The organism is Streptomyces sp. SID12488 (assembly GCF_010548275.1).
Lineage (GTDB): Bacteria > Actinomycetota > Actinomycetes > Streptomycetales > Streptomycetaceae > Streptomyces.
Genome location: NZ_JAAGLT010000005.1, coordinates 325,199 through 347,616, shown reverse-complemented (window position 1 = coordinate 347,616; position 22,418 = coordinate 325,199). Strand labels below are relative to the sequence as shown.

Below are 22,418 nucleotides of genomic sequence, written 5' to 3'. Positions count from 1 at the left end.
GGAGTTTGAGGACGAGCGCGTTGAGCGTGAAGGGGGGTCTGGGGGCGCAGCCCCCAGGGACGGGATGGGACGGGTAGGGGCGGCGGGGGCGAGAACTCAAGGTCGCCTGGACACCGAGCCAGTGAGATCAACGCCCCATCGCCGCCGGGGGCTGAGGCGCTAGGGTCGGTCGTACAAGGGACGTTACTGATCGGTAAGGGGAATCGGCCATGCAGCTCGGGATCAACCTCGGCTACTGGGGCGCCGGAATGGACGCGGACAATCTGGCCGTCGCGAAGGAGGCCGACCGCCTCGGATACGCCGTCTGCTGGGCCGCCGAGGCCTACGGCTCGGACGCGGCCACCGTACTGACCTGGGTCGCCGCCCAGACCGAGCGCATCGACGTGGGCTCGGCCATCTTCCAGATTCCGGCCCGCCAGCCCGCGATGACCGCGATGACCGCCGCGACGCTCGACTCGCTCTCCGGTGGGCGGTTCCGGCTCGGTCTCGGTGTCTCCGGGCCGCAGGTCTCCGAGGGCTGGTACGGCGTCAAGTTCGACAAGCCGCTCTCCCGTACGCGCGAGTACGTGGAGATCGTACGCAAGGCGATGAGCCGCGAGCGGCTCTCCCACGACGGTGAGCACTGGACGCTGCCGCTGCCCGGCGGCCCGGGCAAGCCCATCAAGCTGACCGTGCACCCCGAGCGTGAGCACATCCCGCTCTACATCGCCGCGATCGGTCCCAAGAACCTCGAACAGACCGGAGAGATCGCGGACGGGGCGCTGCTCATCTTCCCGTCCGCCGCGCACATCGAGGACACCGCCATCAAGTACCTGCGTGCGGGGCGCGAGAAGGCCGGCAAGACCCTGGAGGGGTTCGACGTCTGCCCGACGCTGCCGCTCGCCGTCGGTGACGACAAGGACGTGGCGACGCTCGCCGACACCTTCCGGCCGTACACCGCCCTGTACGTGGGCGGCATGGGCAGCCGTAAGCAGAACTTCTACAACCAGCTCGCCCAGCGCATGGGATACGAGAAGGAGGCCGCCGAGATCCAGGACAAGTACCTGTCCGGCGACAAGGCGGGCGCCGCGGCGGCCATTCCGCACGACCTGATCGACCAGACGACGCTGCTCGGCTCGGTGGACCGGATCGCCGACCGGATGCGGGCCTATGCCGCGGCCGGTGTCACCACGCTCACCCTCGCCCCGGCCGGCTTCACGCTCGACGAGCGGCTCGCCTCGCTCCGGGCGGGCACCGACGCCATCGAGCGCGCCGGACTCGCGTAGGGGACGTAGGCGACAGCGGCGGAGAAGTTCCGCGGCCGTGGTGAGGGCTCGGGGGTCTTCCCCGCCACGGCCGTCACGGAGCACAACGTGCGACGGACCCGGCGGTTACGGCCCCCGCACCCGCCGGGGCACTCGCACTCACGTCCCGACGCGCCCCCGCCTGCCCTCTTTCGGCGGAGTCGTCCGGCGCAGCTGTTGCAGCGTCCCTGACACGGCATTTGACTCGTTGGCGGACACGTACTTCCGCGTTCCCAAACGTTCCTGAACGTTCTTGACGTTCTTCATGTTCGCGGAACGCCGCAGACCTGCGAGAGGTGCCTCGATGCTTTCGGCCAGGAGCCTGTTCCAGGAGATCGTCGACAACGACGATTCCTTCCGCCTCTTCTGCTCCATCGCGGCCGGCGGGGAGTCCCAGGGCGGCTGGGAGAACGCCCGGATCGCCGCGCTCGTCCCGGCGAGCGAACGCGCGCTCGCCCCCAGGATCAGCCGCCACGGCGCGGACGAGGACAAGCACGGGCGGATCTTCGACGCCCTCATGAGGAAGCGCGGCCTCCAGCCCGTCGACGTCCCGGCCGACACCGACTACACGATGCTGCTGGAACGGCGGGGCGTCGGTCTCCCGCACGACAAGCTCAGGAGCGACGAACCGCTGACCGTGCGGGACATCGTCACCTACCTCGCCCACAGCCGCGTCACCGAGCAGCGCGCCTCCGAGGAGATGGAGCTGCTGCGCAGGCACTTCGGCGACCACCCCGACCTCGGCCGCGCGGTGCGGATGATCTCCCGAGACGAGGACGATCATCTCGCCTACTGCCACGAGGAACTCCTGCGCCTCGCGGCGGCCGGTCACGGCCGTGCCATCCAGCGGGCGCTGCGGGAGTGCGCGCTCGCCGAGATCCGCGTCTACCGGGACGTCAGCCTCGCGGTCATGGCCCACATGGGGCGCGTCCTGGGCTGGCCGAGGCCCAAGACGGCGCTCCTCGCGGCGGGCATCCGCGCGGTGTACGTCTACGAGCGCGCCGTCGGCTGGCGTCGCATGGTCACCCTGCGGATGCCCGAGCGGCGGGACGCGCTGGGCGGCCCGGCGACCATGTCACCCGAGTTCGCCTGAACCGGGCCACCCAGGGGCGCCATGGCGAGCGCCCCCGCGTCACAGCCAGCCCCGGCGCTTGAACATCCGGTAGAGCAGGACCTCCACCACAGCCATCGCCGCGATCAGTGCCGGGTAGGACCACACCCAGCGGAGCTCCGGCATATGGTCGAAGTTCATGCCGTAGATGCCGGCGACCATCGTGGGGAAGGCCGCCATGGCGGCGAACGCGGAGATCTTCCGCATGTCGTCGTTCTGCCGGACGCTCATCTGCGCGAGGTGGGCCGACAGCACGTCGGAGACCAGACGGTCCAGGCCCTCCACGGACTCGTTCACGCGCGTGAGGTGGTCGCTGACGTCCCGGAAGAAGGGCTCGGCCTTCTCGTGGACGAAGGGCACCCGCGAGCCGAAGGCGCCTGCCCCCGAGAGCTTGCCGAGCGGTGCCGCCAGAGGGCCCGTGGCGCGGCGGAACTCCAGGATCTGCCGCTTGAAGGTGTAGATGCGGGACGCGGTGTTGCGTGAGCCCCCGTCGGACGGTGAGAACACCTCCGCCTCCAGCTCCTCCAGGTCGGTGCCCAGTTCGTCCGCCACCTCCACGTAGTGGTCGACGACGGCGTCGGCGATCGTGTAGAGCACCGACGTGGGGCCGTGCCGCAGCATCTCGGGCTCCGCCTCCAGGCGGTGCCGTACGGCCGCGAGAGGCGCCTCCTCGCCGTGCCGCACGGTCACCACGAAGGAGTCGCCGATGAAGACCATGATCTCGCCGGAGGAGACGATGTCGGCGTTCGGCTCGTACCCGACCGGCTTGAGCACCATGAACAGCGAGTCGTCGTACACCTCCAGCTTCGGCCGCTGATGCGCGTTGAGGGCGTCCTCGACGGCCAGGGGATGCAGTCCGAACTCCTCCGTGACCTGTTCGAACTCCTTCTCCGTGGGCTCGTGCAGTCCGACCCAGACGAACGCGTCCCCGGCGTGGTGCGCACGGCACTCGTCGAGGGCGTCGGAGAAGTCCGCGGGACCCTCCGTCCGGCGTCCGTCACGGTAGATGGCGCAGTCGACGATCACGATGCGCATTCTCCCGCCGCCCGGCCGGAAAAGCACCCCGGCCTCCCGCTGGGAGCCGTACGCCTACCCTGGGCCGCATGCCCACGCTGATCCTCGTCCGGCACGGACGTTCCACCGCCAACACCTCGGGAGTGCTCGCCGGCCGCACACCCGGCGTCGCGCTCGACGAGCGGGGCGCCGCGCAGGCCGCCGCGCTGCCCGGGCGCCTCGCCGAGCTGCCGATCTCCGAGGTCGTCACCAGCCCGCTCCAGCGCTGCGAGGAGACGATCCGGCCCCTCCTCGAAGCCAGGCCGGAACTGCGCCCGCACACCGAGGAGCGGATCTCGGAGTGCGACTACGGGGACTGGTCCGGGCGCAAGCTCGCCGAGCTGATGGACGAGCCCCTCATGCAGGTCGTCCAGGCCCACCCGTCCGCCGCCGCCTTCCCGGGCGGTGAGTCCATGCGGGCCATGCAGACGCGCGCGGCCGAGGCCGTACGCGAGTGGAACGCGCGCGTGGAGGCCGATCACGGCGCGGACGCCGTCTACCTCATGTGCTCCCACGGCGACATCATCAAGTCCCTTGTCGCGGACGCGCTCGGGCTTCATCTCGACCTCTTTCAACGGGTGTCCGTAGATCCGTGTTCCATCACCGCGATCCGTTACACCCGTCTCAGGCCGTTTCTCGTCCGCCTCGGGGACACCGGCGACTTCGCCTCCCTCGCGCCGCGCGAGGAAGCCCCGGGCGAGGAGGCCGCCGTCGGGGGTGGTGCGGGCGCACCGTGATCGTCGGCAGCAGTAGGGTGAAGCGGTCGCGGCAGCGCCGCGGATGCCGAAAATCATTCGATTCAATGGAGACAGGACGTGTCCCGTCAGGTGTTCCTCTACGACCCGCCGGACCGCTTCGTGGCCGGTACGGTCGGGCTGCCCGGGCGCCGTACGTTCTTCCTCCAGGCCACCGCCGGCCCCCGGGTGACCAGCGTGGCACTGGAGAAGACCCAGGTCGCCGCGTTGGCCGAACGCATGGACGAACTGCTCGACGAGGTCGTACGCCGTAGCGGGGGCAATGCCGCCGTTCCGGCCGTGGTCCCCACCGAGGTGTCCGACACCCGTCCCCTCGACACCCCTGTCGAGGAGGAGTTCCGGGTCGGCACCATGGCGCTCGCCTGGGACGGCGACGAGCAGCGCATGATCGTCGAGGCGCAGGCCCTGGTGGAACTGGACGCCGAGTCCGAGGAGGACCTCGTCGAGGCGGAGGAGCGGCTCCTGCAGGACGAGGAGAACGGCCCCCCGATGCTGCGCGTCCGGCTCACCGGCGCGCAGGCCCGTGCCTTCGCCAGGCGCGCTCTCGACGTCGTCAACGCCGGTCGGCCGCCGTGCCCCCTGTGCAGCCTCCCGCTCGACCCGGAAGGACACGTATGTCCGCGCCAGAACGGATACCGCCGCGGAGCGTGACGGCCACCCGCACGCCCGCCGAACAACTCGCCGAGCTGCTCGCCAGGGGTGAGCTGACCGTACGCGGGCGGATCAGCGAGGCGTCGAACGCGGCGCTGTACTGCACGGTCTCGTACGAGGGGCAGGAGGCCGCCTGCATCTACAAGCCGGTGGCCGGTGAGCGGCCCCTGTGGGACTTCCCCGACGGGACCCTGGCCGAGCGCGAGCTGGCGGCGTTCGAGGTCTCCGAGGCGACCGGCTGGGGGCTCGTACCGCCCACTGTGCTGCGTGAGGGGCCGTACGGCGAGGGGATGTGTCAGCTGTGGATAGAGGCGGAGTCGGGCGAGGGCGACGGGCTGCTCGACCTGGTCGACGCTGAGGAACCCGGGCCCGGGTGGAAGGCGATCGCCTTCGCCGAGGTCGGCGAGGGGAAGACGGCCCTGCTCGTGCACGCCGACGACGAGCGGCTGCGGCGGCTGGCTGTCCTGGACGCGGTGATCAACAACGCGGACCGCAAGGGCGGTCATCTGCTGCCGGGCGACGAGGGGCGGCTGTACGGCATCGACCACGGGGTCACCTTCAACGCCGAGAACAAGTTGCGGACGTTGTTGTGGGGGTGGGCGGGGGAGCCCCTGACGCCGGAGGCCGTCGACGTGCTGACGGGGCTCAAGAGCGCCCTGGGCGAAGGCGGAGCGCTGGCCGTGCGGCTGGCCGAGCTGGTCACCGGCGACGAGATCGAGGCCACGCGCGCGCGTGTGGACGCGTTGCTGGAGTCCGGGAGGCATCCGGAGCCCAGTGGGGAGTGGCCGGCGATCCCGTGGCCGCCCGTGTGAGGGTGCGCGGGGCGGCCTCGGGAGTCCCGTAGGCCCACCTGCACATAGGGAGGAATCTCACAAGACCCTCTTCCCGGCCATCTGGACCCGGTCCGGCTCGTATACGGAACATCCGTCCGGTTACGCTCATGACATGCATGCCTGGCCCGCTTCCGAGGTCCCCGCCCTGACTGGTCAGGGCCGCGACCTGAGGATCCACGACACCGCGACCGGCGGTCTCGTCACCCTCGCCCCCGGTCCCGTCGCCCGTATCTACGTCTGCGGCATCACCCCGTACGACGCGACCCATATGGGTCACGCGGCGACCTACAACGCGTTCGACCTCGTGCAACGCGTGTGGCTCGACACCAAGCGGCAGGTTCACTACGTCCAGAACGTCACCGACGTCGACGACCCGCTGCTGGAGCGGGCCGTGCGCGACGGGATCGACTGGGTGGGGCTCGCCGAGAAGGAGACCGCACTCTTCCGGGAGGACATGACCGCGCTGCGGATGCTGCCCCCGAAGCAGTACATCGGCGCCGTGGAGGCGATACCCGGCATCGTCCCGCTCGTCGAGCGGCTCCGGGACGCGGGCGCCGCCTACGAGCTCGAAGGGGACGTCTACTTCTCCGTCGAGGCCGACCCGAACTTCGGCAAGGTGTCCCACCTGGACGCCTCCGCCATGCGCCTGCTGTCCGCCGAGCGCGGCGGTGACCCCGACCGGCCGGGCAAGAAGAACCCGCTCGACCCGATGCTGTGGATGGCCGCCCGGGAGGGCGAACCGAGCTGGGACGGCGGTTCGCTGGGCCGTGGTCGTCCCGGCTGGCACATCGAGTGTGTGGCCATCGCCCTGGAGTACCTCGGCATGGGCTTCGACGTGCAGGGCGGGGGCTCCGACCTCGTCTTCCCGCACCACGAGATGGGCGCCTCGCACGCCCAGGCGCTGACCGGCGAGTTCCCCATGGCCAAGGCGTACGTCCACGCCGGCATGGTCGCGCTCGACGGCGAGAAGATGTCGAAGTCCAAGGGCAACCTCGTCTTCGTGTCCGCCCTGCGCCGCGACGGGGTCGACCCGGCCGCCATACGGCTCGCCCTGCTCGCCCACCACTACCGGGACAACTGGGAGTGGACCGACCAGGTGCTCGCGGACGCCGTCGCACGGCTCGGGCGCTGGCGAGCCGCCGTGTCCCGGCCCGACGGGCCGTCCGCCGACGCGCTCGTCGAGGAGCTGCGCGAGGCTCTCGCGAACGATCTGGACGCCCCGGCCGCACTGGCCGCCGTCGACCGCTGGGCGGCCCTCCAAACGGAGCAGGGCGGCACGGACGAGGGCGCCCCCGGCGTCGCGTCCCGTGCCGTGGACGCCCTGCTGGGCGTGGCGCTGTAAGCGGAGTTCACGGAGTTCCCCTACAGGGTGGGGCGCCGGGCGGGTTCAGCCGCCCGGCGCCCCAACTCGCCGCCGGGCTCATTGCTGTCGAGGTGCTGTCGAGTCTCCGGGGGAAGCTGTGGCGGCACTCGGCATGTGATGTGGTGTCAGGGTCAGTTGACCCGCAGGACCGGCCAACTGCCGGTCCCTTCCTGGAAGGAAACCCCGTGGCACCCACACACGGTTCCTTCGCACGCCACGTCAGCCGCCGCGGACTCCTCGCGGCGGGCGCCGCCACCGTCTCCGCCGCCCTGGTCGCCTCACCGGCCGCTGCCTCCGCCTCCCCGAAGACCCTGCCGACCCTGATACCGCTGCCCAACGGTTTCCGTCCGGAAGGCATAGCCACCGGCGCAGGCCCCTACGCCTATCTGGGCTCGCTCGGCGACGGCTCGATCTACCGCGCCGACCTGCGCACCGGCGCCGGCGAGATCATCTCGACCGGGCCGGGTACCCCGTCCGTCGGGCTCAAACTCGACGGCCGGGGACGCCTGTTCGTCGCCGCCCGCACCGAGGGCGCCCGGGTCGTGGACACCCGTACCGGCGCCGTTCTCGCCTCCTACGCCTTCACCACGGCGACCCCCACCTTCGTCAACGACGTGTTCCTGACACCGCGAGGGGCGGTCTTCACCGACTCCTTCCAGCCGGCCCTGTACGTCCTCCCGCTGGGCCGGGGCGGCGCGCTGCCGGGCGCCGGGGACGTCGTACGGATCACCCTGAGCGGCGACTGGAGCCAGGTGCCCGGCGAGGTCGTCAACGCCAACGGCATCACCGCCACGCCCGACGGAAAGGCGCTGCTCGTCGTCCAGTCCGGGGTCGGTGGACTGCACCGGGTGGACCCGCGCACCGGTGTCACCAGGCTCGTCGGCCTCGGGGACGCGGCCCCGCTCACCAACGGCGACGGCCTGCTGCTCGTCGGGCGCACGCTGTACGTCGTGCAGAACGGGCAGAACGCGATCGACGTGTTCACGCTGTCGGAGGACGGGAGCGGCGGGGTCTTCCGGCGGCGTATCACCGACCCGGCCTTCGATGTGCCGACCACCGTGGCCGCGTACCGGAACCGGCTGTATCTGCCCAACGCCCGCTTCTCGACGACGCCTACGCCCGAGACGGCGTACGCCGTGGTCGCGGTGGAGCGCTGACGGTCGCCATTACGTTACGGACGTGACGGACGGGGAAGGGCCGGTGTGCGAGGTGAGTACCTCGCACACCGGCCCTTCCCGGTACCTGACCGCTCACTCCTCGGGGGAGTCCTCGTCGTCCGTGCTCGGCAGCTGGGGCGGCTTCGGCGGCTGCGGCTTCGGGCGGGGCGTCGGGTTGTCCCGGAGGTAGGACGCGCTGTCGGTGCCGTCCGCCGTGGCGTGGCCGCCGGGGGCCGGGCCGGGGCCCGCCGGGCCGGTGCCGTCGCGGCGGCGCAGATAGCGTTCGAACTCGCGGGCGATCGCCTCGCCCGTCGCCTCGGGCAGCTCCGCGGTGTCCCGGGCCTCCTCCAGCGTCTGCACGTACTCCGCGACCTCGCTGTCCTCGGCGGCCAGCTGGTCCACACCGACCTGCCAGGCACGCGCGTCCTCGGGCAGCTCACCCAGCGGGATGCGGATGTCGATCAGGTCCTCCAGGCGGTTCAGGAGGGCCAGCGTCGCCTTCGGGTTGGGCGGCTGCGACACATAGTGCGGGACCGCCGCCCACAGCGACACCGCCGGTACGCCCGCGTGCGTGCACGCCTCCTGGAGGATGCCGACGATGCCCGTGGGGCCCTCGTACTTGGTCTCCTCCAGGTTCATCCGCTGGGCCAGATCCGCGTCGGACGTGACCCCGCTGACCGGAACCGGACGGGTGTGCGGGGTGTCGCCGAGCAGGGCGCCCAGGACCACCACCAGTTCCACGCCCAGTTCGTGCGCGAAGCCCAGCAGCTCGTTGCAGAACGAGCGCCAGCGCATCGACGGCTCGATGCCCCGGACCAGCACGAGGTCACGGGGCTTGTCGCCGCCGACCCTGACCACGGACAGCCTGGTCGTCGGCCAGGTGATCTTGCGTACGCCGTTGTCCAACCACACCGTGGGGCGGTTGACCTGGAAGTCGTAGTAGTCCTCGGCGTCGAGCGCCGCGAACACCTCGCCCTTCCACTCCCGGTCCAGATGCGCGACCGCACTGGAAGCGGCGTCGCCTGCGTCGTTCCAACCCTCGAACGCGGCCACCATGACTGGGTCGATCAGCTCGGGAACCCCCTCCAGCTCGATCACCCAGCGCCTCCTTCCGACGTGCCCTCGCTTGACCACCCAACCTTACGGCGTGCGGCGGGGGCGCTCGCAGCCCCCATGCACGGGGGAGTGAACGGATCACTGCCCCGATAGACCCCCCGAAACACCATCCGTGAGTCACCCCTCACCACCCCCGCATTCATCCGATCGGTCGGGGGCAGTGGTCCTGAAGGCTCTGACACGGATTCCGACCCGGGTCGAAATGCGCGTTCCGGTACGGCTAGAGGGTCGATCTCAGCCACTGCTCCACGCTCGCGATGTGCACCGTCGCCCATGACCGCGCCGCCTCCGCGTCCCGGTCGCGCAGGGCGCCCAGGATCGCCCGGTGCTCGTGCAGGGTGCGGCTGACCGCGTCCTCCTGGGTCAGACCGCGCCAGATCCTTGCCCGGGTGGTGGGCCCGGACAGACCGTCGAGAAGGGAACAGAGCACCGAGTTGCCGGAGCTCTGCACGATCCCCCGGTGGAACTCCAGGTCGGCGGCGACCAGTTCCTCCACCGACGGCTCCCCACCCAGCCGCTCCAACTGGGCGGACAGCGCGTCCAGCTGCTGCTCGCTGATGCGTGCCGCCGCCATCGCGGTGGCGGCCGGCTCCAGGATGCGGCGTACGGCCAGGAACTCCAGGACCGTGTCGTCGCGGTGGAAGTCGACGACAAAGCTCAGTGCTTCGAGCAGGAGTTGGGGATCCAGGCTGGTGACGTAGGTGCCGTCGCCCTGTCGTACGTCGAGAATCCGGATGAGCGACAGGGCGCGCACCGCCTCCCGCAGGGAGTTGCGGGACAGTCCCAGTTCGGCGGCCAGCTCGCTCTCCTTCGGCAACCGGTCGCCGGGGCGCAGTGACCCGGAGACGATCATTCCCTTGATCTTTTCGATCGCCTCGTCGGTGACTGCCATGGAGGGCCTCCCTGTCGATCAGACATCCGATGTCTCAGGCCATTATGGGGGTTCAGTGGGCTGAACGGCACGCAAAATACGATGTCAGCCCGTACGAGAGTGCCCTACGGGTGGCTGGAACGGTACCTGCGGGCTGCTGGTTCGGCAGCACGTTCGGGTGGTGGCCCGGCAGTCCGTACGGATGTCGGGCCGGCCTCCCTCACAGGTGTCAGGCCAAGGCTTCCAGGTCGGCGAGTGCGGCGGCCTCGTCAAGGGTGGTGAGGGCCCGGTTCCGCATCAGGACCCTGCCGTCCACGACGGTGTCCCGGACGTCCGCCGAGTGCGCCGCGTACGCGAGCGTCGACCAGGGGTCGTGCCGGGGCCGCAGATGCGGTGCACCGAGGTCGAGCACGATCAGGTCGGCCCGCTTGCCCGCCTCCAGGGAGCCCAGCCGGTCACCCAGGCCCAGCGCCTTCGCGCCCTCGACGGTCGCCATGCGTACGGCCTGTTCGGCGCCGACGGCCGTGGGGTCGCCGTCCGCCTTGTGTACGAGGGCCGCCTGCCGGATCGCGCCGAGTACGTCCAGGGTGTTCGAGCTGACGGCTCCGTCGGTGCCGAGGCCGACCGTCACGCCCGCGCTGAGCAGCCGGGGTACGGGCGCGATGCCGCAGCCGAGCTTCAGGTTCGAGACCGGACAGTGGGCGACGGACGTGCCGGTACGGGCCAGCGCCGCGATCTCCGGGCCGGTCAGGTCCACGGCGTGGGCCAGCAGCAGGTCGGGGCCGAGCAGTCCGAGCGAGTCGAGCAGTTCCACGGGGCGCTTGCCGTACCGCACCTCGACGGTGGCGACCTCGGTCGCGTTCTCGGATGCGTGGATGTGCAGCAGGGCGCCGAACTCCCTTGCCAGGGCGGCGATTTCGACGAGCTGGTCGGGGGAGAGAGTGTAGGTGGAGTGCGCGAAGAGGATCGGGCGGTGTCCGGGGCGGGGGGTGCCTCGGGCGGCCAGGTCCTGCCGGGCCCACGCCACCCGGTCCTCGTAGGGGATGCCGTCGGGCGGTTGCGGTACGTCCATGAAGGTGGGGCCGGTGTGCAGCCGCCAGCCCGTCTCGCGTGCGACCTGTTCGGCGGCCTCGTGGAACCAGTACATGTCGAGCGCGGAGGTCACCCCGGCCCGTACGCTCTCGGCGACCGCGACCCGGACGGCCGCCGCCACGTTCTCCGGTGAGAGCAGCTGGGCCTCCCACTTCAGCACGCGCTCCAGGAACCCCTGAAGGGTGACGTCGTCGGCCCGGCCGCGCAGGAACGTCATCGCGAGATGGGTGTGCGTGTTGACCAGGCCGGGCAGGACGAGGCAGTTCGCGGCGTCAAGGGACTCGTCGGCTGTGAACCGGGTTGTCAGCTCCTGGGTCGGGCCTACGGCGACGATCTCGCCGTCCCGCACGGCGATCGCCCCGTTCGGTACGACGGTTCCGGCCTCGTCGACGGTGAGCACGTCACCGCCGTGCACCAACAGGTCGATGCGCTCGCTCATGCGAGTGTCCCTTGGTCGTCGGCGTCGGCCTCGTTCTCCGCCAGCAGGCGCAGCGCCTCCAGCGACACGACCGCGCCGCGTTCGACGCCCTCCGCCACGATCTCCCGGTGCGGGTCGTAGCCGCCGGTGGCGGTCTCGTCGACGAGCTCGTCGGCGTTCGCCCCGTCGATGACGACCACTCCGCCCGCGACCAGTCCACGCAGCGAGGCCGTCACCAGCAGTGCGCTCAACTCCATCTCGATGGCGGCGAGTCCGGCGCCCTCGTAGGAGAAGAGGGGGAGCAGACCGGGCTGGAACGCGGCCCGGGTCCACACGATGCCCCGGTGGTGCGGGGCGCCCGCCTCGCGCGCCGCCCGCTGGAGCGCGAGCACCGCCTCGGGGGAGGACACCGCCGGATACTCCGGAGGCAGCAACTGCTGGGTGACACCGTCGTCCCGGACGGCAGCCTCCGCGATGACGAGGTCGCCGTCGCCGATCCCCGGCCTCATCGCACCGGCCGTACCGAACCTGAGAAAGGTCCGCACACCGGCGTCCGCCAACTCCTGGAACAGCAGGATCGCACCCGGGGCGCCCACCCCGTGCGAGGCGACCAGCACCGGCACGCCCTTCCAACTCCCCGTGAACACGCGGTATTCGCGGTGGTACGACACCTCCTGCGCGCCCTCCAGCCTGGCGCCGACGAGAGCGGCGCGCTGCGGGTCGCCGACGACCAGCGCGCGTGGCGGCAGCCCCGTGCGGGGGATCCGGGTGACGGGCAACAGGTCCTGCGTCATGAGACGGCTCCAGTGGAAGGGGACGGGGAAGGGGGCGTGGAGGGTGACGTGGACGGTGTCCGGCGACGGCGGCGGGCCGTCGTGAGGAAGAGGGCGCCGAGGGTGACGACGTACGGCGCGGCATCGGTCGCCTGCTGCGGCAGACCGAGGCCCTGGAGACGGAAACCGGCCGCCTCCGCGAGGCCGAACAGCAGCGCAGCCAGCAGCACACCGAGCGGCAGCGCACGGCCGAGCATGACCGCGACGACCGCGATCCAGCCGCGCCCCGCCGTCATGTTCTCGGAGAACAACGTGACGTTGCCGAGGGCGAGTTGGGCCCCCGCGAGCCCGCACAGCACACCGGAGACGAGCACGGCCCCGTACTGGTACCTGACCGGGCTCACACCGAGCGTGGCCGCCGCGTCCGGCGCCTCGCCGACCCCGCGCAGCCTGAGCCCCCACACATGTCGGGACAGCATCAGCGCGGCCACCCCGACCGCCGCCCACGCCAGATACGCGAGCGGCGAGAAGCCACCGACCAACGGCAGCCCGGCCAGTGACGGATCGTCAAAAGTGCCCTGCACGCCGAAGACGGTACGGAGGAGGAAGCTGGTCAGGCCAACTGCCAGGAGATTCAGGGCGATTCCGAGCACCACCGCGTCCCCGCGCAGGGTCACCGCACCCACGGCCAGGATCAGGGAGTACGCGGCGGAGGCGAGCGCCGCCGCCAGTACGCCGAGCCAGGGGCTTCCGGTGAACCAGCTCGTGGCCACCGCCGTGAAGCAGCCCATCAGCATCATGCCTTCGAGGCCGATGTTGAAGACGCCCGCCCGTTCGCAGATCGCCCCGCCGAGCGCGGCCAGCAGGATGGGCGTCAACGCGCGCAGCGCCGACATGAGGAGATCGGAGTCGAAGAACATCAGACCAACTCCCCTTGCGAGCCTTGTGGGACGGGATTCTCGACGGGCTTGTTGTCGCGTCTGCGGACGAAGCGCGGGAAGCGCAGCCGGGCCGCCAGGAAAACGATCACGATCGCCTGGAGCACCTGCGTCAGCTCACGCGGTACCTCGGTCGTCCGCTCCATCGACAGGCCACCGACCTGCAGCATGGCGAAGAAGAAGGAGGCGAGGACCGTGCCGACGGGTGCGGCGCCGGCCAGCAGGGCCGCCGTCAGACCCGTCCAGGTGTAGCCGGACGCGGTGAGTGAGCCGTCGAGGAAGCGGAACGGGAAGCTCAACACCCCTATGGCGCCCACGAGTCCGGCCAGCGCGCCCGACACCGCCATCAGCCGGAGCGTGAGGCCCTTGCGCTCGACACCCGCGTACGCGGCGAAACGGGAGTTGAGGCCGGTCATCCGCATCTCGTAGCCGAACGCGGTGCGCCGGTCGGTGAACCAGTACGCGGCGGCGGCCACGACGATCAGGAGCAGCCCGACCGTCACGGTCGACGAACCGAACGCGGGCAGCGCGACCCCGTCCGGCAGTTGCCGGGTCTGGGGGAGACTGGAGCCCGGTTCCTTGAGCGGGTAGCGGGCCAGGTATGAGGCGAAGGACGAGGCGGGGTAGCTGAGCAGCAGACTACTGACCAGCAGTGGCACGCCGAACCGGTTCTCGCACAGGGCGGCCAGGGCCGCGTACCCGGCACCGGTCGCCATGCCGGCGAGCAGCGCGAGGACGACGGTGAGCGGCGCGGGCAGCGGCGAGTACAGCCCGGTCACGGCGGCTGCCATCCCGCCGAGAACCATCTGCCCGTCCCCGCCCAGGTTGATGAGCCCGGCGCGCAACGGCACGGCCAGCGCGAGGGCCAGACCCAGCACGCTCGTCAGGGTGGTCAGCGTCGACCCGATGCCGTCGGCGCCGAGCGAACCGCTGAGCACCGCGCCGTACGCGGCGACCGGATCGGCGCCGGTACCGACGAGGAACAGGGCGCCGATGAGGACCCCGGCGAGCACCGAGAAGGCGACGGGGGAGCGGAGGGCGTTAGTCATGTGACTCATCCCTGATCTTGCGTGGGAATCCAGGCGCTCAGGCCGGGAGGGAAACACACCCTGAGTTGCAGTGGGCTGTGTGCCTGCTTCGGCAGCGGTCAGGGCTTGGCCGTCACGAGACTTCTCGGAGTCGAGTGAGAAGCCCTCTCGATCACGAGGGGGAGGAGTCACGTCAGTCCCCGACCTTCACTGGGACCACAGAGGCCGAGCTGTCGCTGGCGCCCGCCATCGCGAGCCCCAGCGTCCGTTCGTCCGCCTCGGCCTTCTCGTACGACGCTGTCACGCGGCCCTCGTACATCACCAGGACGCGGTCCGCGAGCCCCCGGATCTCGCTCAGCTCGGCCGAGACGAGCAGGACGGCGTGGCCGGCGTCGCGGTAGGCGATCAGCTGGTCGTGGATGTTCTGGACGGCGCCGATGTCGACCCCGCGTGTGGGCTGTTCGACGAGCAACAGCGGTGCGTCATGGGCGAGTTCGCGCCCGATGAGCAGCTTCTGCAGGTTGCCGCCGGACAGCGAGGACGCGGGCACCTCCGGGGAGGCCGCCTTGATGCCGAAGCGCTCGATCAGGCGCCGCGCGTGACCTCGTACGGCGGTGGGCGGCAGCAGCCCGCGTGCGGACAGTGACGTGCGGTGGTGGCCCATCGCCAGGTTGTCCGCGACCGACGCGGCGGGCGCCGTACCTACGGCGTGGCGGTCCTCGGGGACGTACGCGAGGCCCTTGGCGCGGCGTTCGGTCGCCGAGGCGTGCGTGATGTCGTCGCCGAGCAGCGCGACCCGGCCGGAGTTGACCGGGCGCAGGCCGGCCAGGGCCTCCACCAGCTCGCTCTGGCCGTTGCCCGCGACGCCCGCGATGCCGACGATCTCCCCTGAGCGCACGGTGAGTTGGACGTCCCGCACGCCGTCTGTCGCGAGGCCGGTGACGTCCAGGACCATGTCGCCCGGGGTGCCGGGGGCGTGGACGCGGTCGAGTTCCACGGCGCGGCCGGTCATCGCGGCGGCGATCTCGGCGGCGGAAGTCTCGGCGGTGACCAGCCGGGCGACGACCTTCCCGTCCCGCAACACCGTGACGTTGTCGCTGCCTTCGAGGACCTCGCGAAGCTTGTGCGTGACCAGGATGACCGTGCGGCCTTGTGCGGCAAGGGACTTGAGGACCGCGAACAGGGCGTCCGCCTCGGCGGGCGTGAGGACGGCGGTCGGCTCGTCGAGGATGAGCGTGCGGGCGCCGCGGTGCAGCAGCTTCAGGATCTCGACGCGCTGGCGCAGCCCGACGGGCAGGTCACCGACCCGGGCGTCCGGATCGACCGCGAGCCCGTGCTCCTCGGCCAGCTCACGCACCCGGCGGCGGGCCGCACCCCGGTCGACCAGGCCGAAACGGCGCGGCTCGGCGGCGTACACCACGTTCTCGGCGACCGTCAGTGAGTCGAACAGCTTGAAGCTCTGGTGGACCATGCCGAGCCCGGAGGTCATCGCGTCGCCCGGGTCGGAGAACGCGACCTCCTTCCCGTCGATCCGTACCGACCCGGCGTCCGGGCGCTCCATCCCGTACAGGACCGACATGAGCGTCGACTTGCCGGCGCCGTTCTCGCCCATCAGGGCGTGGATCTCGCCGCGCCGGACGGTCAGGTCGACGGCGTCGTTGGCGAGCGTGCCGGGGAACCGCTTGGTGATTCCCCGGAGTTCGACAGCCGCCGCCTCCTGGTCAGCCGACGGCGGCGGGGTCATCGACCGTCAGCTCTCCGGACACGATCTGGTCGCGCAGCGCCTCGATCTTCTTCAGGACGTCGGGGTGCTCGGCGATCACGCACTGGGACGAGTCGACGCCCTTCTCCAGGCCGGTGAGGCTGATGCCGCCCTCCTTCAGGCCGTACGAGGTGGTCGTGCCCGTCTGACCGGCGAGGACCTGCTCGACGCCCTTCTCCACAGCGATGTCCGTGCGCTTGATCACATTGTCGACGACCGTGCCGGGCGCCGAGGGGCACTGGTTGACATCGACGCCGTACGCGAACGCGCCCTTGGCCTTCGCCGCCTCGAACACGCCGTAGTTGCCGGCCGCGGCAGCCGCCATCAGCTGGTCGTAGCCCTTGGAGAGCAGGTCGTTCGCCTGCTCCTTGGCGCGCGCCGAGTCGTCGAACGGGGACTGGCCGCCGACGAAGCGCGTGCCGGTCTCCGTCTTCGCGGCGACATGCTGGGCGCCGGCCGCGAACGGGTCGCTGAAGCGCCGGAACACGGGCGTGTCCAGCACGTCCACCGCGCCGACCTTGGCGCTCTTGCTCAGCAGCCCGGCCTCCGCACCGGCGAGGAAGACGCCCTCGTGTTCGCGGAAGACCTCGCAGCTGACGTTGTCGATCGCCCTCGTGGTGCACGCGTCGATCATGAGGAACTGCTGCTTGGGGTGCGCGGCGGCCTGCTTCGCGACCAGGTCCGCGAACTCGAAGCCGACCAGCACGACGACATCGGGCTTCGCGTCGACGGCGGCCTGCACGTTCTGCTGCTGGGATGCGGCGTCGGTGGACTCGAACACCTTCTCGGACCCGTTGTGTGCCTTCGCGGCTGCCTTGACGCCGGTCACGGCCAGCTTGAGGAACTCGTTCTGCCCGACGGCGTCCGGCGTGACAAGCGTGAACGACGCGCTGCCCGCACTGCTGTCCGAGGAGGCGTCGTCCTTCTTGGCGGCGTTGCACGCGGTGGCACCGGCGACCAGCAGCACGGTCATGGCGGCGAGCGGGAGCGTACGACGGGATCTGCGAGGCATCGGGGGACCTTCCGGAGGCACGTAGGGCGCAGGCCGAGCTCTGCGCTGAGCACGGGAGGGGGAGAGTGGGCAAGGCGGGACGGAACAGGGACGCCGAGGGTGACGGGTCAACGTCGACAGCCGTCGCTCGCACACCGGCCGTGGTCGAGGAAGCGGCGCGAGGTGAGCGGCACGCGTCCTCCTTCACATGGGCCCTACGGGTGCGGGTGCTGGACTCTAACACCGTGATTCGGCCACCGGCTCAGGTGTCTCGAACTGTGGTTCGCCGAGGTCATGTACGGTGTCGCGCACCGTCGGAACTTCAGGAGCGCCCCGTCATGCCCCAGGAACTGCGCGCCGTCGGCTGGACCGGAAACAGCCTCGCGCTCATCGACCAGACCCTGCTGCCGCACCGCAACGAGACCAGGGATGTCCGCGATGTGGACACCTTGGTGGACGCGATCCAGCGGCTCGTCGTACGCGGCGCGCCCGCGATCGGCGCGGCGGGCGCGTACGGAGTAGCCCTGGCACTGCTCCAGGGCGAGCGCGAGGGGTGGACCGAGGAACAGGTGCGGGCGGCCGTGGCGCGGATCCGCGAGGCCCGGCCGACCGCGGTCAACCTCATGGTGTGCGTGGACCGGGTCATGACCCGCTTCGACGAGGGCCTGGAAGCGGTGCTCGAAGAGGCCGCCGCCGTCCAGCGCGAGGACGTCGAGGGCAACCGCGCGATGGGCGCGCACGGCGCCGACTGGCTGCTGGGGCGCCTCGCCGCCACCGACCGACCGCTGCGCGTCCTGACCCACTGCAACACCGGCGCCCTCGCAACGGCCGGATGGGGCACGGCACTTGGCGTCATCCGTGAACTGCACGCGCGGGGCCGGCTGGAGGTCGTGTACGCCGACGAGACGCGCCCGCTCCTCCAGGGCTCGCGCCTGACCGCCTGGGAGTTGGTCCAGGAGGGCATCCCGCACTACGTCCAGGCCGACGGGGCCGCGGCCGGCACCATCCTGCGCGGCGAGGTCGACGCGGCGATCGTCGGCGCGGACCGGATCGCCGCGAACGGCGACACCGCCAACAAGGTCGGCACGGTCGGTGTCGCGCTGGCCTGCGCGGACGCCGGAATCCCGTTCCTGGTGGCGGCGCCCACGACCACGGTCGACCTGGCGACGGCCACCGGCGACGACATCCACATCGAACTCCGGGGCGAGGACGAGGTGTTGGAGTGGTCTGGCGTACGGACGGCTCCGGCGAAGTCGCGCGGCCACAATCCCGCCTTCGACGTGACACCGGGGCGACTGGTGACCGGACTGGTCACGGAGCGGGGCGTGTTGGAGGTCTCGGCCGGTGAACTCCCGGGCGACCGCTTGAAGTAGCGAGTCCCCGCGCCCCCGATAGGGGCGCGGGGCTGTATCGATCTGCGGCTCCGCCGCGATGGGGGTCCCCCCGGTCGAGCGAAGTCGAGAGTGGGGGAGCGACCAGCCCCCACCGGCCCGCGGTTTGACTACCTTCCGTCCCGCGGAGCGCTGAGCTCCAACTCCAGCAGCCACTCGACGACTTCGGTGTGGTGCCGCGCCTGACGGGGGTCGTCCCCCCACACGTACAGCCCGTGTCCGGCGACGACCACGGCCGGCATCCGGGGGTCTCGTGCCGCTTCCAGACGGTCGCCGAGCACCTTCATGTCCTGGCTGTTGGTGATGACCGGCAGGGTCACCTCGACGTCGTGAGCGGGCTGGCCGACTCCCTTGAGCATCTCGACGTCCTTGAACACGATCCCGCCGGGCTCGCGCCGTCCCATCGCCACCGACGCCACCGTGTGCACATGCACCACCGCACCGGCTCCGGTCAGCAAGGCGACCCGGGCATGCAGCTCGGCCTCGGCGGACGGCTTGCCACCGTTCACCGCCGCGCCCTGTGCGTCCACCAACACCACGTCCTCGGCGGTCAGTTCACCCTTGTCGTGGCCGCTCGCGGTGACCGCGAGGAGCAGCGGATCCCGGGACAGCACCACGGACAGGTTCCCGGAAGTGCCCCGCATCCAGCCGAACGAGGCGAAACGGGCGGACTCGGCGGCGAGTACCGCCCCCGCCTCCTCGAGGTCGAGCGTGCTGATGTCGGCGGTCACGTGGTGCTCCTTGAGCTGGTGGAACTGGTGGAACCGGTTGAAGTGATGGAACTGGTTGAACTCGTCGAACCGGTGAGGCTGACCTCGTCGAACGACCCTGCCTGAGCGTGGTCCCCGACTCCCTGCTCGTAGTACGGCTCCCCGGGCCGCCGGATCCCGACGGTCCGCCAACCGGCTGCGCGCGCCGCGTCCAGTTCGCCCGGCCGGTCGGAGAGGAAGAGCAGACGGCTCGCGTCCGTGGTGCCGGTCGCCTCCGCGATGCGGCGGTACGACTCCGGCTCCTGCTTGGGCCCCGCGTTCTCGGTGTCGTACAAGCCCGAGACGAGGGGCAGCAGGTCGCCCTCCGGGGTGGACGCGAACCACGCGCGCTGCGCGGCGACCGACCCGGAGGAGTAGACGTAGAGCCGAAGCCCGGCCGAGTGCCAGGTGCGGAGCGCCGGGAGGACGTCGTCGTAGAAGTGCGAGACGAGGTCGCCGCGCGCGAAGCCCTCGGACCAGATGATGCCCTGGAGGGTCTTGAGGGGCGTCGCCTTGCGGTCCTCGTCGAGCCAGGCGTTGAGGGTCTTCTCGACGAGTACGGCGTCGGCGCCGGGCTCGTCGATCAGCTCGCGCACCTGCGCGACCGCCCGTGCCACCTCCGGATCACCGCTCCGCTCCGAGAGCAGTGCTCCGAAACGAGAGCGGGAGTACGGATACAGCACGTCGACGACGAACCCCGTGGCGCTCGTGGTGCCCTCGATGTCGAGCACCACGGCGTCCACGGCGTCCATGGATTCAACGTCGAACACCGTCTCCGGCAGGGTCACGCGGCGGCCTTGTCCTGCTGGAACCCGGCGTCGATCGTGTCGTAGTCCGGGAAGCGGGAGGCGATGGCCGAGCCGGTGAAGTTGCCGATCCAGCCGTCCTCCTCGTGGAAGAAGCGGATCGCGGTGAAGGCCGGGCTGGTGCCCATGTCGAACCAGTGCGTGGTGCCGCGCGGCACACCCAGCAGGTCGCCCTTCTCGCAGTACACGGCGTGCACCTCACCGCCCACGTGCAGATAGAAGATGCCGGAGCCGGAGACGAAGAAGCGGACCTCGTCATCGTCGTCGTGCGTGTGCTCCTGGAGGAACTTCGCGCGGGCGGCCTTCGCCTTCGCCGGGAATTCCGGGTCGTCGCTGGGGTGCAGCCCGAGGACGTCGACCGTGGTGAAGCCCTCCTCAGCGTTCAGCTTGTCGATCTCGGAGCCGTACGCGGCGAACACGGTGTCGCTGTCGGCGTCCGCGGGGACGTCCTCGCGGATCGGCCACTGCTCGTAGCGCACCCCGATCGGGGCGAGCGCGGCGGCGATCTCGGCCGGGTCGGAGGTACGGCGAACGACGGTCTCCGGGCCGGACTCGGGCCAGGTCGTCAGCAGGGTCATGGGAGCAACTCCAGATGGCTGGAAGGGATGCGAGAACGAAAACGACGGCAAGGGGTGTGGGGGAGAAGCAGGAGGGGCCGGGGCCGGTCGTCAGTCGCGACAGCCGCGACACAGTGCGTCGGTACAGCGTCGTACCGCTGTCGCGCAGGGTGTCGTCGTCATCGGAAGCCTCACTGTTCCGGGTCGGATGCCGGTTCCGTGATGGTAACTCCCGTCGACGGGTCGGCAGAGTGTGACGAATCCGGCGTTCCATATGCTGAGATCTGGTGTCCAAGCCTTTGACGAATGGCTGGAAACGTTCTCATGATCTCCCTATGAAGACGCTGCTGCTCGTGCGGCGGCTGTACGTGGACTTGCTCCGGTCGACCACAGCCCGCTGTCGCTGACCTGACCCGGAGTACCCGAGACGCTTCCGGCCGTGGCGTGGATTCCGCCCCACGCCGCCACCTGGCACTCAGGGCCTGACACTCCCGCGCCTACGCCTTCCGGCCATCGCGTCTCCTCCTCTTCATCCTTGCTCCCCCTCCCTTGCCCTTTCCCTCTCCTCCTCCCGTACTGCCCTGCACCTGGAGTCCCGCATGTCCCGCACCCGTCTCCCCCTTGCCGCGCTCTCGCTGGCCTCCGTCTCGGCGCTGTTCCTCGCGGGCTGCTCGCAGTCGACGAACGCCTCCAAGGACACCGGCGACTCGTCCGCCTCCGCGTCCGCCGCCACCGGCACGAAGCCCGCGCCCTTCGACAAGGGCGCGGTCAAGGTCGCCCTGGTCCGCCAGAGCGGCGCAGGCGACTACTTCGAGCAGTGGGGCAATGGCGCCAAGGCGCAGGCCAAGGCCCTCGGCATCGACCTGACCGTGTACGACGCCCAGGCCGACAACGCCAAGCAGGCCACCGACCTGTCCTCGGCGATCAACTCTGGCGCGCAGGCGATCATCGTGGACCACGGCTTCCCGTCGACGATCCAGCCCGAGATCGACAAGGCGGTGAAGAAGGGCATCAAGGTCGTCGTCTACGACGTGGAGACCGCAACGAAGGGCGTCGTCAGTACCAAGCAGGACGACGCGAGCATGGCTCAGGCGGTTCTCGACGTGATGGCGAAGGAACTCGGCAAGAACGCCAAGGTCGGCTACGTCAACGTCGCCGGCTACGCGGCCCTCGACAAGCGCGACAGTGTCTGGAAGTCGGCGGTCGACGCCAACGGCTGGAAGCAGGCCTTCAAGGTCGGCAAGGTCACCGACTCCACGGCCACTGACAACGTTCCCCTGGTCTCCGCCGCGCTCACCCAGCACTTGGACGTGACGGGCATCTTCGCCCCCTACGACGAGCTGGCCAAGGGCACCGTCCTCGCCGTCCAGAACAAGAAGCTGCAGGACAAGGTGAAGGTGTTCGGCGCGGACGTGTCCAACGCCGACATCCAGAACATGACCGCCTCGGGCAGCCCCTGGGTCGCCACGGCCGGCACCGACCCGTCCGCCGTCGGCGCCGCGGTCGTCCGTACGGCAGCCCTGGAGCTGGCCGGCCAGCTGAACAAGACCTCGGTCGAGTTCCCGGCCGTCGCCATCACCCAGGACTTCCTGAAGAGCAAGAACATCCAGAACATGGACCAGCTGCGCACCGCGCTGCCCGCGCTGAACCTCTCCCAGGTCAGCACGGCCGACTGGATCGCCAATGTCGCCCACTGAGGCGACTCGGCCGTCCGAACCGT

21 protein-coding genes are annotated in these 22,418 nt (G+C 70.5%); 9 read left to right on the top strand and 12 right to left on the bottom strand.

Annotation, left to right across the window (positions count from 1 at the left end; genetic code table 11):
* The first annotated feature begins 209 nt into the window (after positions 1-209).
* Positions 210-1,265, top strand: coding sequence for an LLM class F420-dependent oxidoreductase (locus G3I56_RS11480; RefSeq protein ID WP_164408799.1), 1,056 nt, complete (start codon positions 210-212; stop codon positions 1,263-1,265).
* A gap of 322 nt (positions 1,266-1,587) precedes the next feature.
* Entirely contained in the window at positions 1,588-2,376 is a 789-nt protein-coding gene (locus G3I56_RS11475; protein WP_164408798.1) for a ferritin-like domain-containing protein, read from the top strand.
* A gap of 39 nt (positions 2,377-2,415) precedes the next feature.
* Here G3I56_RS11475 and corA read toward each other — a convergent pair whose 3' ends face one another.
* Positions 2,416-3,420 (bottom strand): magnesium/cobalt transporter CorA, encoded by a 1,005-nt coding sequence (corA, locus tag G3I56_RS11470; protein WP_164408862.1) that lies wholly within the window; start codon positions 3,418-3,420, stop codon positions 2,416-2,418.
* A gap of 77 nt (positions 3,421-3,497) precedes the next feature.
* Between corA and G3I56_RS11465 the strand changes: the two genes are divergently transcribed.
* From G3I56_RS11465 to G3I56_RS11445, 5 genes are all read left to right on the top strand, one after another.
* Positions 3,498-4,184: a histidine phosphatase family protein gene (locus G3I56_RS11465; protein WP_164408797.1), complete on the top strand. Its 687-nt coding sequence runs from the start codon at positions 3,498-3,500 to the stop codon at positions 4,182-4,184.
* Between the two features lie 78 nt (positions 4,185-4,262).
* Positions 4,263-4,853: a DUF3090 domain-containing protein gene (locus G3I56_RS11460; RefSeq protein ID WP_164408796.1), complete on the top strand. Its 591-nt coding sequence runs from the start codon at positions 4,263-4,265 to the stop codon at positions 4,851-4,853.
* Positions 4,817-5,665, top strand: a complete 849-nt coding sequence (locus G3I56_RS11455; protein WP_164408795.1) for an SCO1664 family protein — start codon at positions 4,817-4,819, stop codon at positions 5,663-5,665. The genes G3I56_RS11460 and G3I56_RS11455 overlap by 37 nt, the downstream gene beginning before the upstream one ends.
* A gap of 133 nt (positions 5,666-5,798) precedes the next feature.
* Entirely contained in the window at positions 5,799-7,028 is a 1,230-nt protein-coding gene (gene mshC / locus G3I56_RS11450) for a cysteine--1-D-myo-inosityl 2-amino-2-deoxy-alpha-D-glucopyranoside ligase (protein ID WP_164408794.1), read from the top strand.
* Positions 7,029-7,234: 206 nt separating this feature from the next.
* Positions 7,235-8,206: an SMP-30/gluconolactonase/LRE family protein gene (locus G3I56_RS11445; RefSeq protein ID WP_164408793.1), complete on the top strand. Its 972-nt coding sequence runs from the start codon at positions 7,235-7,237 to the stop codon at positions 8,204-8,206.
* Between the two features lie 93 nt (positions 8,207-8,299).
* Here G3I56_RS11445 and G3I56_RS11440 read toward each other — a convergent pair whose 3' ends face one another.
* The 8 genes from G3I56_RS11440 to G3I56_RS11405 form a co-directional block, all read right to left on the bottom strand.
* Complete coding sequence (locus tag G3I56_RS11440) at positions 8,300-9,304, bottom strand: PAC2 family protein (RefSeq protein WP_164408792.1); 1,005 nt, start codon at positions 9,302-9,304, stop codon at positions 8,300-8,302.
* Between the two features lie 238 nt (positions 9,305-9,542).
* A complete protein-coding gene (locus tag G3I56_RS11435; RefSeq protein WP_164408791.1) occupies positions 9,543-10,214 on the bottom strand; it encodes a FadR/GntR family transcriptional regulator in 672 nt (223 codons plus the stop codon).
* 208 nt (positions 10,215-10,422) lie between these two features.
* A complete protein-coding gene (locus G3I56_RS11430) occupies positions 10,423-11,724 on the bottom strand; it encodes an amidohydrolase (RefSeq protein ID WP_164408790.1) in 1,302 nt (433 codons plus the stop codon).
* Positions 11,721-12,497 (bottom strand): nucleoside phosphorylase, encoded by a 777-nt coding sequence (locus G3I56_RS11425; protein WP_164408789.1) that lies wholly within the window; start codon positions 12,495-12,497, stop codon positions 11,721-11,723. The genes G3I56_RS11430 and G3I56_RS11425 overlap by 4 nt, the downstream gene beginning before the upstream one ends.
* Positions 12,494-13,396, bottom strand: coding sequence for an ABC transporter permease (locus tag G3I56_RS11420; protein WP_164408788.1), 903 nt, complete (start codon positions 13,394-13,396; stop codon positions 12,494-12,496). Before G3I56_RS11420 ends, G3I56_RS11425 begins: the two co-directional genes overlap by 4 nt.
* Positions 13,396-14,472, bottom strand: a complete 1,077-nt coding sequence (locus G3I56_RS11415; protein ID WP_164408787.1) for an ABC transporter permease — start codon at positions 14,470-14,472, stop codon at positions 13,396-13,398. Before G3I56_RS11415 ends, G3I56_RS11420 begins: the two co-directional genes overlap by 1 nt.
* A 163-nt stretch (positions 14,473-14,635) precedes the next feature.
* Entirely contained in the window at positions 14,636-16,186 is a 1,551-nt protein-coding gene (locus tag G3I56_RS11410) for an ABC transporter ATP-binding protein (protein WP_164408786.1), read from the bottom strand.
* Complete coding sequence (locus G3I56_RS11405) at positions 16,164-17,216, bottom strand: BMP family ABC transporter substrate-binding protein (RefSeq protein ID WP_164408785.1); 1,053 nt, start codon at positions 17,214-17,216, stop codon at positions 16,164-16,166. Before G3I56_RS11405 ends, G3I56_RS11410 begins: the two co-directional genes overlap by 23 nt.
* A 317-nt stretch (positions 17,217-17,533) precedes the next feature.
* On the opposite strand from G3I56_RS11405, the gene mtnA reads away from it, so the two are divergent.
* Positions 17,534-18,568, top strand: coding sequence for an S-methyl-5-thioribose-1-phosphate isomerase (mtnA, locus tag G3I56_RS11400; protein WP_164408784.1), 1,035 nt, complete (start codon positions 17,534-17,536; stop codon positions 18,566-18,568).
* Positions 18,569-18,696: 128 nt separating this feature from the next.
* On the opposite strand, the gene mtnB is transcribed toward mtnA, so the two are convergent.
* Genes mtnB through G3I56_RS11385 form a run of 3 tightly spaced genes read right to left on the bottom strand, consistent with a single transcriptional unit; the run spans position 18,697 to position 20,719 of the window.
* Complete coding sequence (gene mtnB / locus G3I56_RS11395; RefSeq protein WP_164408783.1) at positions 18,697-19,317, bottom strand: methylthioribulose 1-phosphate dehydratase; 621 nt, start codon at positions 19,315-19,317, stop codon at positions 18,697-18,699.
* Positions 19,314-20,087 (bottom strand): acireductone synthase, encoded by a 774-nt coding sequence (mtnC, locus tag G3I56_RS11390; protein WP_164408861.1) that lies wholly within the window; start codon positions 20,085-20,087, stop codon positions 19,314-19,316. Before mtnC ends, mtnB begins: the two co-directional genes overlap by 4 nt.
* 32 nt (positions 20,088-20,119) lie before the next feature.
* Positions 20,120-20,719: a cupin domain-containing protein gene (locus G3I56_RS11385; RefSeq protein WP_164408782.1), complete on the bottom strand. Its 600-nt coding sequence runs from the start codon at positions 20,717-20,719 to the stop codon at positions 20,120-20,122.
* A gap of 578 nt (positions 20,720-21,297) precedes the next feature.
* Here G3I56_RS11385 and G3I56_RS11380 point away from each other — a divergent pair.
* A complete protein-coding gene (locus G3I56_RS11380; protein WP_164408781.1) occupies positions 21,298-22,395 on the top strand; it encodes a substrate-binding domain-containing protein in 1,098 nt (365 codons plus the stop codon).
* The last annotated feature ends 23 nt before the right edge of the window (positions 22,396-22,418 follow it).

Coding starts and splice junctions, on each gene's coding strand:
- G3I56_RS11435 (WP_164408791.1), bottom strand. CDS start 10,214: ATGGCAGTCACCGACGAGGCGATCGAAAAGATCAAGGGAATGATCGTC.
- G3I56_RS11410 (WP_164408786.1), bottom strand. CDS start 16,186: ATGACCCCGCCGCCGTCGGCTGACCAGGAGGCGGCGGCTGTCGAACTC.
- mtnC (WP_164408861.1), bottom strand. CDS start 20,087: ATGGACGCCGTGGACGCCGTGGTGCTCGACATCGAGGGCACCACGAGC.
- G3I56_RS11415 (WP_164408787.1), bottom strand. CDS start 14,472: ATGAGTCACATGACTAACGCCCTCCGCTCCCCCGTCGCCTTCTCGGTG.
- G3I56_RS11425 (WP_164408789.1), bottom strand. CDS start 12,497: ATGACGCAGGACCTGTTGCCCGTCACCCGGATCCCCCGCACGGGGCTG.
- G3I56_RS11475 (WP_164408798.1), top strand. CDS start 1,588: ATGCTTTCGGCCAGGAGCCTGTTCCAGGAGATCGTCGACAACGACGAT.
- G3I56_RS11480 (WP_164408799.1), top strand. CDS start 210: ATGCAGCTCGGGATCAACCTCGGCTACTGGGGCGCCGGAATGGACGCG.
- G3I56_RS11465 (WP_164408797.1), top strand. CDS start 3,498: ATGCCCACGCTGATCCTCGTCCGGCACGGACGTTCCACCGCCAACACC.
- G3I56_RS11430 (WP_164408790.1), bottom strand. CDS start 11,724: ATGAGCGAGCGCATCGACCTGTTGGTGCACGGCGGTGACGTGCTCACC.
- G3I56_RS11380 (WP_164408781.1), top strand. CDS start 21,298: ATGTCCCGCACCCGTCTCCCCCTTGCCGCGCTCTCGCTGGCCTCCGTC.
- G3I56_RS11385 (WP_164408782.1), bottom strand. CDS start 20,719: ATGACCCTGCTGACGACCTGGCCCGAGTCCGGCCCGGAGACCGTCGTT.
- G3I56_RS11420 (WP_164408788.1), bottom strand. CDS start 13,396: ATGTTCTTCGACTCCGATCTCCTCATGTCGGCGCTGCGCGCGTTGACG.
- G3I56_RS11405 (WP_164408785.1), bottom strand. CDS start 17,216: ATGCCTCGCAGATCCCGTCGTACGCTCCCGCTCGCCGCCATGACCGTG.
- mshC (WP_164408794.1), top strand. CDS start 5,799: ATGCATGCCTGGCCCGCTTCCGAGGTCCCCGCCCTGACTGGTCAGGGC.
- mtnA (WP_164408784.1), top strand. CDS start 17,534: ATGCCCCAGGAACTGCGCGCCGTCGGCTGGACCGGAAACAGCCTCGCG.
- G3I56_RS11455 (WP_164408795.1), top strand. CDS start 4,817: ATGTCCGCGCCAGAACGGATACCGCCGCGGAGCGTGACGGCCACCCGC.